The organism is Blastochloris tepida (genome assembly GCF_003966715.1).
GTDB lineage: Bacteria > Pseudomonadota > Alphaproteobacteria > Rhizobiales > Xanthobacteraceae > Blastochloris > Blastochloris tepida.
The window spans coordinates 50,001-63,304 of the sequence record NZ_AP018907.1; the positions used below are offsets into that span (position 1 = coordinate 50,001).

Annotated in this window: 9 protein-coding genes and 1 tRNA gene (1 of these 10 only partly in view); 9 read left to right on the top strand and 1 reads right to left on the bottom strand. The window is 70.1% G+C overall.

The genetic code is table 11. The features are described from left to right. On the bottom strand, nt 1-702 hold the start of the coding sequence (locus tag BLTE_RS00215) for an acyl-CoA dehydrogenase family protein (RefSeq protein WP_126396493.1). Its footprint begins 1,089 nt before the window's first position; only the first 702 of its 1,791 coding nucleotides appear in the window; the start codon lies at nt 700-702; its stop codon lies off the left edge, out of view. 401 nt (nt 703-1,103) lie between these two features. On the opposite strand from BLTE_RS00215, the gene BLTE_RS00220 reads away from it, so the two are divergent. The 9 genes from BLTE_RS00220 to BLTE_RS00260 all read left to right on the top strand — a co-directional run bounded on the left by BLTE_RS00220 (nt 1,104) and on the right by BLTE_RS00260 (nt 13,255). Then, nucleotides 1,104-2,108 carry an L-threonylcarbamoyladenylate synthase gene (locus BLTE_RS00220; protein ID WP_126396495.1) on the top strand — a complete coding sequence of 335 codons (1,005 nt, stop codon included), beginning with the start codon at nt 1,104-1,106 and terminating at the stop codon, nt 2,106-2,108. A 95-nt stretch (nt 2,109-2,203) separates the two neighbouring features. Then, nucleotides 2,204-2,280, top strand: a tRNA-His gene (locus tag BLTE_RS00225). A gap of 141 nt (nt 2,281-2,421) precedes the next feature. After that, nucleotides 2,422-4,050 (top strand): hypothetical protein, encoded by a 1,629-nt coding sequence (locus tag BLTE_RS00230; RefSeq protein WP_126396497.1) that lies wholly within the window; start codon nt 2,422-2,424, stop codon nt 4,048-4,050. A gap of 33 nt (nt 4,051-4,083) precedes the next feature. Further along, on the top strand, nt 4,084-6,501 hold the full coding sequence (locus BLTE_RS00235) for a glycosyltransferase family protein (protein WP_126396499.1): 2,418 nt from the start codon (nt 4,084-4,086) through the stop codon (nt 6,499-6,501). Nucleotides 6,502-6,902: 401 nt separating this feature from the next. Next, on the top strand, nt 6,903-7,664 hold the full coding sequence (locus tag BLTE_RS00240; RefSeq protein WP_244600054.1) for an acylneuraminate cytidylyltransferase family protein: 762 nt from the start codon (nt 6,903-6,905) through the stop codon (nt 7,662-7,664). A 26-nt stretch (nt 7,665-7,690) separates the two neighbouring features. Continuing rightward, nucleotides 7,691-9,622 (top strand): transketolase family protein, encoded by a 1,932-nt coding sequence (locus BLTE_RS00245; protein ID WP_126396501.1) that lies wholly within the window; start codon nt 7,691-7,693, stop codon nt 9,620-9,622. After that, nucleotides 9,619-11,304 (top strand): capsular polysaccharide export protein, LipB/KpsS family, encoded by a 1,686-nt coding sequence (locus BLTE_RS00250; protein WP_244600055.1) that lies wholly within the window; start codon nt 9,619-9,621, stop codon nt 11,302-11,304. Before BLTE_RS00245 ends, BLTE_RS00250 begins: the two co-directional genes overlap by 4 nt. 91 nt (nt 11,305-11,395) lie before the next feature. Then, nucleotides 11,396-12,436 carry an N-acetylneuraminate synthase family protein gene (locus BLTE_RS00255; RefSeq protein WP_244600056.1) on the top strand — a complete coding sequence of 347 codons (1,041 nt, stop codon included), beginning with the start codon at nt 11,396-11,398 and terminating at the stop codon, nt 12,434-12,436. Nucleotides 12,437-12,439: 3 nt separating this feature from the next. Further along, on the top strand, nt 12,440-13,255 hold the full coding sequence (locus tag BLTE_RS00260; RefSeq protein ID WP_126396505.1) for an SDR family oxidoreductase: 816 nt from the start codon (nt 12,440-12,442) through the stop codon (nt 13,253-13,255). Nucleotides 13,256-13,304: the final 49 nt, after the last annotated feature.

Sequence of the window (13,304 nt, forward strand, 5' to 3'; positions counted from 1 at the left end):
CAGCACCTTGGGCACCAGGAACAGCGACAGCCCGCGCGTGCCCTCGGGCGCGTCCGGCAGGCGGGCCAGCACGAGGTGGATGATGTTGTCGGTGAGGTCGTGCTCGCCATAGGTGATGAACACCTTGGTGCCGTGCAGCCGGTAGCTGCCGTCGGGCTGGCGCTCGGCGCGGGTGCGCAGCGCGCCGAGGTCGGAGCCCGCCTGCGCCTCGGTGATGTTCATCGTCCCCATCCATTCGCCGGAGACGAGCTTGCCGAGATAGATCCGCTTCAACTGGTCGCTGCCATGGGCGGCAATCGCCTCGACGGCGGACATGGTGAGCAGCGGCCCCAGGCCGAAGGCCATCGAGGCGGCGTTCCACATCTCGATGCAGGCGGCGTTGACGAGGTGGGGCAGGCCCTGGCCGCCGCAGTCGACCGGTGCCGACACGGCGTTCCAGCCGGCGTCGCACCAGGCGCGGTAGACTTCGCGCCAGCCGGGGGGCATGCGAACCGCGCCATCCACGAGTTGGGCGCCGCAGCGGTCGCCGATCTGGTTCAGCGGCGCGATCCGCTCGCCGGCGAACTTGCCGGCCTCCTCCAGGATCTGGCCCACCAGATCGGGCGTCAGATCGGGGAAGGCGCCCTCCTCGGCCAGACGGTCGAGACCGGCGACGTGACGAAGGGTGAAGGCGATGTCGGCGACCGGCGCGTGGTAGCTCATGTGTGGCAGCTCACGGGTGGCAGCGAATCTCGGACAGCGGAATTCGAGCAGGTCATCTTGGGCAGGTCACCTTGAGCAGGTCATTTTGGGCAGTTCATGGCAGGCTCCTGCCCCCGGCGGTCCCCCATTTTCTGCACGAGCGGGTCACGCGGGGAGGTTCTTGCGTGGCGCTCGCGGTGGCGTTAGAGCCTGCGCCGATCCGCCTGGATCACGCGGACGCTCTTGGTTTCTCGTCTGTCGCATTCTCTTTCGCAAAACCGGTATCCACTTTTGCGGAGAATGCCCCAAGTTCCCAACGAACGCCCCAGGTCCCCAACTCCTGCGGTTGTCTTTTATCGGGCGCAGGCGTGCGTGCGTCAACGCGACGTTCGGCCCGCGAAGCCCTTTGGAATCCGTTCACCGTGACCGATCCGTCCACGACGCCGGCCCGCTGCCTGTCCGCCACGCCCGAGGCGATTGCCGAGGCCGTCGCCGTGCTGCGCGCCGGCGGGCTCGTCGCCTTTCCCACCGAGACGGTCTACGGGCTCGGCGCCGATGCCACCAATGAGCGGGCGGTGGCCCGGCTCTATGCGGCCAAGGGCCGGCCGCGCTTCAACCCGCTGATCGCCCATGTCGACAGCGCCGAGGCGGCGGCCGCGCAGGGGCTGCTCGGCCGCCGCGCCCGCGTGCTGGCCGAGGCGTTCTGGCCCGGGCCGCTGACGCTCGTCGTGCCGGCCTCCCGCAACTGTCGGGTGTGCGAGCTGGCGCGCGCCGGCCTCACGACCATCGGCCTGCGGGTGCCGGCGCACGAGACGGCGCGCGACCTGCTGACGGCGTTCGGCGGGCCGGTGGTGGCGCCCTCGGCCAACCGCTCGGGCCACGTGTCGCCGACCACGGCGGACCATGTGATCGAGGATCTCGGCGGGGCGGTCGATCTGGTGCTCGATGGCGGCTCGACGCCGCTCGGCATCGAATCGACCATCGTCGCCTGCCTCGGCGGGCCGGTGCGGCTGCTGCGGCCGGGCGGCATCCCGCGCCGCGAGATCGAGCGGACCCTGGACGAGCGGGTGGCGCCGCCGGACCTGCGGCCGGCCGAGGCGATGGACGGCGACGGGCCGCTGGCGCCGGGGCAGCTCGCCTCGCACTATGCGCCGCGGGCGCGGCTGCGGCTGCTGGCCCGCGAGGTGCGCCCCGGCGAGGCGCTGCTCGCCTTCGGCCCGGCCGAGATTGCGGGCGCGGCCGGCGCCGTGGCAAGGCGGGATCTGTCGGCGGCGGGCGATCCGGTCGAGGCGGCGGCCAATCTCTATGCGCATCTGCGCGAACTCGACGCCACCGGCGTGGCGTCGATCGCGGTGGCGCCGATCCCCGAGGAGGGGCTGGGCGAGGCGATCAACGACCGGCTGCGACGGGCCGCCGCGCCGCGGTGAGATCGCACACCGGATCGGGATTTTGCCGGGAGAGGCACCGGCATGCTTGAATTCCGGCTGCCCCCGGCTTACAGAACGCCCCTCGACGGCCGCGTGCAGCTGTAGCTCAGTTGGTTAGAGCGCCTGACTGTGGATCAGGAGGTCGGTGGTTCGAGTCCACCCAGCTGTACCATTGCCCGCGCCGATCCCCACCCGTCCAAGTCTCTCGGTTTTCCGGCGCAAGGTGTTGGCGCACTGCGGCCCTGCGCGATCCGGGCGAGCGGCCGTCCTGCCGGCCGGCCCGGGCCGGCGCCTTCCAGCTTTCGGGTGACACGTGAAGTATTTGGTCGTTCTGCGCCATCCCCTGTTCCTGAAGAACGTCACACCGGGACTGGGCCGGCTGATCGCGCGCGGCCATCAGGTTCGGCTGGTGTTCAGCGAGCCGCCGCGCGGGCGGGTGGGCGAGGAGCTCATCGCCCAGGCGCGCGAGATGCTGCCCGCGCTCGAGATCGGTCATGCGCCCTCGGCGAGGAACGCCCGCTCGGGCGCGGCGTCCATCGTCGCCACCGCGCTGGACGCGCTGCGCTACGACCTCGACATGTACAGGAATTCCCGCTTCCTGCGGCAGCGCGCGCTGACCATGGTCACGCTGGCGCCCGGCGCCAATGTGTTCCTGCGGCTGGCGCGGCGGGATGCCGAAAAACGCGGCTATCAGGCCGCCCATGACGCGCTGATGGGCGTGCTCGACAGCCTGCCGGCGCCGCGCCATCTGGTCGAGTTCCTCAAGAGCGCGCAGCCGGACGTGATGATCGTCTCGCCGCTGACGCCGTTCGGCTCGGAGCAGGCGGCGTTCATCCTGGCGGCGCGGGCGTGCGGCATTCCCACGCTCTACAGCATGTACAGCTGGGACAATCTCACCAACAAGGGCATGCTGCGGCCGCTGCCCGACTATGGGCTGGTGTGGAACGAGTCGCACCGGCGCGAGGCGGCCGAGTTGCACGGCCTCGCGGCCGAGCGCACGGTGCTGACCGGCGCGCCGGGCTTCGATGCCTGGTTCGAGCCCCAGCCGGCGGGGGAGCGCGCCGCGTTCTGCGCCGCGGTCGGCCTCGATCCCGCCGTGCCCTTCATTCTCTACACCTGCTCGTCGGTGGCGATCGGCGGCCGGGGCGAGGCGGGCTTCGTCGAATCCTGGCTCGCGGCGATCCGCGCAAGCGGCGACGAGCGGCTGGCCCGCCTCGGCGTGCTGGTGCGGCCGCATCCGCAGAATGCGGCGATCTGGAACGCCATCGATCTCAGCCGGTTCGGCAATGTCGCGGTCTATCCGCGCGCAGGCGCCATTCCGTTCGCCGGCGGGGCGCGGCAGGACTTCTTCCTGTCGATCCACCACGCGCTGGCGGTGGTCGGCATCAACACCTCGGCGATGATCGAGTCGGCGATCGTCAACCGGCCGATCATCGCCTTCGAGGATCCGACCTTCGGCGAGGGGCATCTCGGCACGCTGCATTATTGCGAGCTGCTGAAGCACGACTTCATGATCCGCACCCCCGATCTCGCGTCCAACATCGCGGTGCTGCGCCGGTTGGCCGGGGGCGATCGCGAGATGCTTGAGCGCAGCCGCGCGGCCAACGCCCGGTTCATCGATTATTTCATCCGGCCGCTTGGCCGCGGCCGGCCTGCGGCCGAGTGCTGGGCCGAGGCGGTGGAGCAGGTGTCGGCGCGCGCCGTTGCCGAACAGGGGGCAGGCCGCAGGCCCGGCGGGGGAGGCGCGGCGCCGCGCCTCGCCATCGGCTTCGCCCTGGTGGCGGGATGGCTCTATTCCGTCGTGGTGCAGCCGGCCGAGGATCTGATGTTCAAATATGTCTGGCGGCGCTCGCCGCGCGACATCGCCGCCAATGTGCTGCGCGGCCTGGGCCTTCGCCCGACGACCGAGGCGGGCCAGGACGTGGACAACCGGCCGGGGTGATGGGGTTTCCGGCCGCTTCTTGAATGCGGGATCGTGGCGATGGCTTCCCTGTGCAGCGCGTTCGGCCTGCGATTGCTGGTGGTGCTGCCGGCGCCCAACGAGGTGCGGCGCTTCATGCTGGCGCGCGCCTTCGGCGGGCTCGCACCGGAATTCGCCATCACCTATGTGCTGCCGGCCGCATCGCGCGCCGAGTTCGAGCCGCTGATCCGGGCGATCGATCCCGAGGCCGATCTGCGCTTCGTCGAGATCGACACGGGCCGGCTCAAGGCGTGGCGGCGGCTGTTCAAGGCGGCGTGCTACCGCTACGCCGAGCGCTCGCCGTCCTTCGCCCTCCAGGCCGATGCGCGCTATGCGGGGCCCGGGGGGGCTGCGGCGCTGAAGGATGACCGTACGCTGTTCCGCCAGCCGGCGGGTTTCGTCGGCAATACCCGGATGCGGCGGGTTCTGGCGCGGATTCTGGCCCGGGTGCAGGCGCTCTGGCAGCGGCTGCGGCGGGCGCCCGTCCGCGTGGTTGCGCCCGAAGATCCCCGGCGCATGCTGGATGCCCGTGCGTTCGAGGCGTTCAAGGCCCGCACGCTCGCCCGGCTCGGTCCGGACCGCGCGCTCGCGGCGCTGATCGACGAGATCGAGCCTGCGCTGGTCATCGTGCCGACCGCGCTGTCGTTCGGCGTCTGCAACGACGTACTGTGGCTGTGCGCCGAGCGGCGAACCGGCACGGTCGTGCTGCAGAGCGGCTGGGACCATCTCTCCAGCCGCGGCGTCCTGTTCCACCGGCCGGATTTCGTCGGCGCCTGGGGGCCGCAGGGCGCGCGCCACGCCGCCGGCATCCAGGGCCTCGATGCGTCCCGCGCGGTGGCGCTGGGCGCGCCGCATCTTGACGCGATCCAGCCGGATCCGGCCGCGCGCGCCGAGCTTCGCCGCAAGCTTGGCGTGCCGGAGGATCGCAGGCTGATCCTGGTCGCCGGATCGCTCGGCCAGTTCGACGAGCTTGCGGCCCTGCGCCGGCTCGACGAGCTGATCGCGGGGCAGGGGTGGGATGTCACGCTGGTCTACCGGCCGCACCCGGACCGGCCGGCGGCTGGCGTTCTTGCTCAGGCATGGCGCAACGTGATCGTGGCGCGGGAGCCCGAGGCCGCGCTGCTCTCCGCCGCCGATGCGGTCATCGCGCCGCTGTCGACGCTGCTGGTCGAGGCGCTGCTGAGGGGCCGACCGGTGCTCGCCATCGCCTTTGGCGATGCGCCGCAGGGCGGCGCGGCGCTCGCGGCGGAGATGGCGCATTTCGAGCCGCTCAAGCGCAGCGCGGCGGTGATCTGGTGCGACGACGCCAAGGCGCTGGCCGACGACGCGGCCCGGCTGGTGGCGCGGATCGAGTCGGGCGTCGACGACGAGGCCCGCCGCGCCGTGCTGGCCGACATCCTGGTTCGCGCGCCCGGCAGCTATGGCGAGCGCCTCGCCGCCTTCGTCCGCGATGTCGCGGTGCCGTTCGTCCTGCGCCGGGCCGAAAGCGACACTGGGCCTTATGCCACGTCGATCTCCCACCATTACGGCGCCGACGCCATCGCCAAAATCCATGTCGGGCTCGACCCCGACGCCGCTGTCGCCGTGCCCGGCTACTGGATGCACGGCTGGCTGCCGGCCTCCTGCAACCGGCACGCCGGGCTGGTGGCCCAGCACAAGATGGACGGCGTCGACCGCGTCGCCCGGCGCAGGCAGATCGGCTGGGAGAAGCAGGAGATCTGGCAGTGGGTCGGCCGGCCGGATCAGGCCGAAAGCCTGAAGGCCGCCGGCTATCGCAAGGTCGAGGCGATCGGCGTGCCGTTCGCCTATCTTCCCGCGGTGGAGGTGGAGCGCCGGCCCGGCTCGCTGCTGGTGATGCCGCCGCATGGTCTCAAGACGTTCTACGATCCCGCTCTCGCCAGCCGGTACGCCGCCGAGATCGCCGCCATCCGCGGCGAATTCTCCGAGGTGGTCGTCTGCCTCACCGAGCGCGACTATTATCGCGGCGAGTGGCGCTGCGCCTTCCAGTCGTTCGGCATCCCGGTCATCGTCGGCGCCGACCATCGCCAGCCCAACACGCTGCTGCGGATGAAGCGGATGTTCTCCAGCTTCGAGTTCGTCACCACCAATGCGATGGGCTCGCAGATCGCCTATGCCGCGCACTGCGGCGCCAAGGTGTCGGTCTATGGCCCGTTCGTCGGCTGGGACAAGGGGCGCTCCTCGACCGCCATCCGGCTGTTTCCCGACTCCGCCGTCGTGCTGCAGGCGTCGCTGTCGGAAGAGGGCATGCGGGCGGAGATGCCGTTCCTATTCTGCCACCCGGCCCGGGCCGAGCTGCGCACGGCCTGGGGCGACGCGCAGATCGGCTGGCCGTGGCGGCGCCCGCCGCACGAGCTCAAGCGGCTGTTCGGCTGGGAGGATGCCGAGCGCGAGGACGCCCTGTTCATGGAGTGAACGCGGCGGCGGGGGCGCGTCGTTGCCGCCCCGGCGTCAGCTTGACGGGTCAGCTTGACGCCTCGGACCCCGGCGCGTAAGCCGGCGCCGTTGCCGCCGATGTGATGCGTCAAGATGTTTCCGGCGGATCGGTTCGGGCCAACCGCTGGCCAAGGGGCGCGCTCTTTCCCTCTCCCCTTGCGGGAGAGGGTGCCGAGCGATCATCAGATCGCGAGGCGGGTGAGGGGTGACATCAAGCTGGCTTGAAGCGACCCCTCACCCGGCTCGACCTCGCTTCACTCGGTCTCGCCACCCTCTCCCACAAGGGGAGAGGGAAGAAGGGCCGCGCCAATCAGGCGCGTTTTCGGCGAGACCGTTTCCGGTATCCTGAGGGGATCGACCGGAAACCTTATGAGGGCATCGTGAAGATTGTTGCACTTGTGCCGGCCCGGTCAGGTTCCAAGCGGGTGCCCCACAAGAATATCCGCCTGCTGAACGGCCATCCCGTTTTGGCCTATACCATCTGCGCCGCGCGGGCCTCGGGGATCTTCGATGACGTCATCGTCTCGACCGATTCCGAGATCTATGCCGATGTCGCCCGCCACTATGGCGCTGAGGTGCCGTTTCTGCGCCCGGCCGAGATCGCCGGCGACCGCTCGCCGGACATCGACTGGGTCAAGCTGACCATCGCGCGGCTGGAGCAGGCCGGGCGCGTCCACGACGCCTTCTCGATCCTGCGGCCGACCTCGCCCTTCCGCAAGCCGGAGACCATCCGGCGGGCGTGGCAGCGCTTCCAGGCGGCCGAGGGCATCGACTCGCTGCGCGCGGTCGAGCGCGTCGAGCAGCACCCCGGCAAGATGTGGGTGGTGCGCGGCGACCGCCTGCTGCCGCTCCTGCCGCTGTCGCCGGAGGACGCGCCCTGGCACAGCCAGCAGATGGCGGCGCTGCCGGCGGTCTATGTCCAGAACGCCAGCCTGGAGATCGCCTGGACGCGGGTGGCCCACGCCTCGACCATCTCCGGCACCGTGATGCTGCCGTTCTTCACCGAGGGCGACGAGGGCCTGGACATAAATCGGCCGAAGGACTTGTGGTATGCCGAGCTCTTGATCGAGCGCGGCGAAGCCAGCCTGCCGCATGTCGACCGCGATCCCTATCCGGCCGATCGTCTTCCCGCCGACGTCTGAAATTCCCTGCCCCGAGGAGCCTTGCCGTGGGTGATCTGATCGGATCGGTCGTCGATTCGGAACTCTATTACATTCCCCAGCCGGAATTCGGCCGGGTGCGCAGCCTCAACGGTGCCCGCGAGGACGTGGTCGCGCTCTATGCCGACATGGCGCGGCTGAATGCGCTCTACATGATCGCGCGGGCGGGCTCCGGCCATATCGGCTCCTCCTTCTCCGCGCTCGACATTCTCAGCCGGCTCTACATCGCCGAGATGGCCGGCGACGACCTGTTCTTCTCATCCAAGGGCCACGACGCGCCGGGGCTCTACGCCGTGCTGATCGGGCTCGGCCGCCTGCCTGAGGACAAACTGCATGTGCTGCGGCGGCTCAACGGCCTGCCCGGCCATCCGGACGTGTCGATCGACGGGCTCGCCACCAACACCGGCTCGCTCGGCATGGGCATCTCCAAGGCCAAGGGCATGCTGATGGCCGACCAGCTTGCCGGCCGGCGCCGCCGCATCTTCGTGATGACCGGCGACGGCGAGCTGCAGGAAGGCCAGATCTGGGAATCGCTGTTGTCGGTGCCCAAGGCGATCGCCGGCCGGCTGACGGTGGTGGTCGACCACAACAAGTTCCAGTCGGACTTCTCGGTCGAGCGCACCTCCAGCCTCGGCGATCTCGTGGCCAAGTTCGCCGCCTTCGGCTGGCACGTGGTGCGCGCCGACGGCCACGACCCGCAGGCGCTGGCAAAGACCTTCGCCGAGCTGTCCGCCATCGACGACAAGCCCAAGGTGTTCATCGCCGACACGGTGAAGGGCAAGGGCGTGTCCTTCATGGAGGGCACCTCGATCGATTCCGACGTCGAGATGTTCCGCTACCATTCCGGGGCGCCGAAGGCCGACGAGTACCGGCGGGCGGTCGAGGAGATCGAGGCGCGGCTGTCGCGCCTCGCCGCCGCGGCCGGGGCCGGCGCCATCGCGGTGCGCCGCACCGACCGGCCGGCGGTGGTGCCGATGCCGGCCGAGAGCGTGCGGCTGTTTCCCGCCTATACCGAGGCGCTATTGGCCGCCGCCGGCCGCCATCCCGAACTGATCGCGCTCGATGCCGACCTCAGCCTCGACATGGGCCTTCTGCCGTTCAAGGAGAAGTATCCCGAGCGCTTCGTCGAATGCGGCATCGCCGAGCAGGACATGGTGAGCCGGGCCGGCGGCATGGCGCTGGCCGGCGCGCTGCCGGTGGTCCACTCGTTCTCGTGCTTCCTGTCGACGCGGCCGAACGAGCAGATCTTCAACAACGCCACCGAGCGCACCCGCATCGTCTATGTCGGCGGCCTGTCGGGCGTGCTGCCGGCCGGGCCCGGCCATTCGCACCAGAGCGTGCGCGAAATCTCGGCCGTCGGCGGCATCCCCAATCTGGTGATGGCCGAGCCGTGCTGCCCGGAGGAGGTGGGGCCGCTGCTCGACTGGTGCCTCGCCTATGACGGACCGAGCTTCCTGCGGCTCGCCTCCATCCCCTTCGTCACCGCGGCGAAGCTGCCGGCCGGCTATGTGCCGAAGCTCGGCACCGGCGTGACGCTGCGCAGCGGCGCTGAGGCGGCGATCGTCACCTCAGGGCTGGTCGGGGTGGCGCAGGCGCTGGCCGCGGCCGAGCTTTTGGCAGGCGCCGGCCGCTCGGTCGGCGTCGTCCATCTGCCGTGGCTCAACCGGGTGGATGCCGACTGGATCGCCGGCCTCGCCGCCGAGGTGCCGGCGCTGATCACCCTCGACAATCATTTCCGGGCGGGCGGCCAGGGGCAGTATGTGCTGGCGGCGCTGGCCGCCGCCAATGTGGCGCGCATGCCGCGCTGCCTGCAGATCGGGCTGGAGGACGTGCCGCCCTGCGGCCGCAATGACGAGGTGCTGCGCGAGATCGGGCTCGATGCCGCGGGGCTGGCCGCGCGCATCGGCCGCTTCCTCGACGGGGCGCAGGCGCCCCGATGAGCCTCGACCTGCGCACCCTGCTGCGGTCCTCGCCCAAGGCGCTGCTGGCGCGGCTGGTGCGCCTCAATGTGCTGGCGCGTACCGGCCTGCACCAGGATCTGCGCCCGCTCCTCGCCACCGATGCGCCGGCGTGGCAGGCGGCGCTCGACGCGGCCCGCAATGGCCGAAAGGTGGTGATTGCCACCAACAATGGCGGGCAGTTCGGCCTGTCGGCGATCGACCGGCTCTTGGCGGTGGCGCTGACGCTGCGCGGCGCCAGCGTGCATACCGTGCTGTGCGACCGGGCGCTGCCGGCCTGCATGATGTGCGAACTCAATCTGCAGCCCGATCCGGCGCGGTTCGCCGCCAGCGGGCCGTCGCGCCTGCTGTGCGGCTATTGCCACGGCCCGGCGGCGGCGGCGCAGCACAGGCTTGGACTCGCGGCCGAGCGGCTGGGGGATTTCATCACGCCGGAGGATCGTGTCGAGGCCGAGCGCATCGCCGGGGCCCTCGACCTCGACGCGCTGCGCAACTGGACCTGGGACGGCCTGCCGCTGGGCGAGCACGCCTATGCCGGCACGCTGCGCTATTTCGCCCGCGGCACGCTGGAGGATGAGCCGCAGGGGCTGGCGGTGGCGCGCCGCTACCTCGCCGCGGCGGTGATGACGGCCCGGGCCTATCGCCGCCTGTTCGAGCGGCTGAAGCCCGAGGTGGTGGTTGCCCATCACGGCATCTATTCGCCGCAGGGGGTGGTGGCGGCGGTAGCGCGCGCCGCAGGCATCCGGGTGGTGACGTGGAACCCGGCCTATCGCCGGCACTGCTTCATCTTCAGCCACGACGACACCTATCACCACACGCTGATGACCGAGTCGGTGGCGCGCTGGGCCGACACGCCACTCACCGAGGCGCAGCGGACGGGGATCATCGACTATCTGCTGAGCCGCCGCGAAGGCCGCGAGGACTGGATCCGCTTCCACAAGGATCCCGACTATGCCACGCGGGCGCGGCTCGCCGAGCTAGGCCTGGCGCCGGACAAGCCGCTGGTGGTGGCCTTCACCAACGTGTTCTGGGACGCCCAGCTCCACTATCCCACCAACGCCTTCGCCAGCCAGATCGACTGGCTCGCCGCCACCATCGAAGTCTTCGCCGGCCGGCCGGACCTGCAGCTCGTCATCCGCGTCCATCCGGCCGAGGTGTCGGGCAGCCCGGCCTCGCGCCAGCGCGCCGCCGACGAGATCGCCAAGCGCTTCCCGGTGCTGCCGGCCAATGTGGCGATCGTGCCGCCGGAGAGCCCGCTGTCGTCCTACCAGCTCGCCGACCTCGCCAATGCGGTGCTGATCTATGCCACCAAGATGGGGGTGGAGCTGACCGCCATGGGCATTCCGGTGGTGGCGGCCGGCGAGGCGTGGGTGCGCAACAAGGGCATCACTGAGGACGTAACGTCACCCGAGCACTACCGGGCGATCCTCGCCCGGCTGCCGTTCGACCGGGTGGACGAGCCGGCCCGGCGCGAGCGCGCGCTGCGCTATGCCCATCATTTCTTCTTCCGCCGCATGATCCCGCTCGCCTTCGTCATGCCCGAGCATGGGCCGCGCCGCTTCACCGTGGCCGCGCGCACGCTCGACCAACTGCGCCCGGGCGGCGATGCCGGGCTTGAGACCATTTGCCGGGGGATTCTGGCGGGTGCGCCCTTCGAGGCTTGAACAAGCCGGACTAGGCTTCTATCAGCACCGGCATCGGCCGGGGCAGGGAGGACAACCGTTGCAACGGGTTTTTGTTTTTGGCGACAAGAAGGTGACGGACGACAGCCCGTCCTTCGTCATTGCCGAGGTGGGCCACAACCACCAGGGCAATCTGGAGCGGTGCAAGGCCATCTTCCACGCTGCGGCCGAGGCGGGTGCGGACGCCGTCAAGATCCAGAAGCGCGACAACCGCACGCTGTTCACCCGCGAGATGTACGATTCTCATTACGACAGTGAGAACGCCTACGGGCCGACCTACGGCACCCATCGCGAGTTCCTGGAGTTCGATGCGGCGCAGTATCGCGAGCTCAAGGTCTATTGCGACAAGCTCGGCATCCAGTTCTTCTCGACCGCGTTCGACGATGCCTCGGCCGACTTCCTCGCCGAGCTCGACATGCCGGGCTACAAGATCGCCTCGGGCGACCTGACCAACACGCCGCTGCTGAAGAAGGTCGCGGCCTTCGGCAAGCCGATCATCGTCTCGACCGGCGGCGCGACGATGGACGACGTCCAGCGCGCCTATGACGCGATCATGCCGATCAATCCGAACCTGTGCATCATGCAATGCACCTCGGGGTATCCGCCGCCGCACGAGGAGCTCAACCTGCGGGTGATCGAGACCTTCCGGCGCGCCTTCCCGGACATCATCATCGGCTTCTCGTCGCACGATTCCGGCATCGCCATGCCGCTGATCGGCTACATGCTGGGGGCGCGGGTGTTCGAGAAGCACTTCACCCTCAACCGTGCCTGGAAGGGCACCGATCAGGCGTTCTCGCTGGAGCCCGCCGGCCTCAAGCGCGTGGTGCGCGACCTCGATCGCGCCCGCATCGCGCTCGGCGACGGCAACAAGTGCCCGTATCCGTCCGAGACCGGGCCGCTCAACAAGATGGTCAAGCGCGTGGTGGCGGCGCGCGAGCTGCCGGCCGGCACCGTGCTCGCCGCCGACGATCTCGCCTTCCGCATCCCGGTAAGCGCCAAGATCACCGCGGCGGCGCTGCGGCCGTTCGAGGCCGAGCGGCTGGTCGGCCACCGGCTCAATCGCAGCGTGTCGGCCGAGGAGATCGTGACGCTGGCCGATGTCGGGATCGGTTAGGCGATGACGTCGCCCTTCGACATCCAGGGCCGGGTGATCGTGGTCACCGGCGGGCTGGGGCAGCTCGGTCGCCGGTTCGCCACGGCCCTGCTCGCCGGCGGCGCCCGCGTGGCGCTGATCGACCAGAGCGTGCCGGCCGATCTCTCGCTCGGCGGCGCGGTGCCGGCAGCGCTGCAGGACAATCTCCTGTGCCTCGCCAGCGACGTCACCTCGCGGGAGGCGCTGGAGGCGGCGCTGGCCGCGATCGAGCAGCGCTGGGAGGCGCCGTTCGGCCTGATCAACAATGCGGCGATCGACTCGCCGCCCAACGCGCCGGCCACCGAGAACGGCCCGTTCGAGACCTATCCGGAAGCGTCGTTCGACCGGATCATGGACGTCAACGTCAAGGGCGTGGTGCTGTGCTGCCAGGTGTTCGGCGGCCGCATGGCGGCGCTCGGCCGCGGCTCGGTCATCAATATCGGCTCGATCTATGGCGTGGTGTCGCCGGATCAGGCGCTCTACCAGTACCGGCGCGACGACGGCGAGGTGTTCTTCAAGCCGGTGGCCTATTCGGTGTCGAAGTCGGCGCTCTACAATCTCACGCGCTATCTCGCGGTGTATTGGGGGGCGCAGAAGGTGCGGGTCAACACGCTGACCTTCGCCGGCGTGTTCAACCGCCAGGATCCGCGCTTCCTGGAGCGCTATCTGCCCAAGGTGCCGCTCGGCCGCATGGCAGAGCCCGACGATTATGTCGGCCCGATCATCTTTCTCCTGTCGGATGCCGCCCGCTACATGACCGGCGCCAACCTCGTGGTCGATGGCGGCTTCACCGCGATGTAGTGCCCAGTCCGGCTGATCAACCGGATTTGGTGTGACGCAGGATGGACCC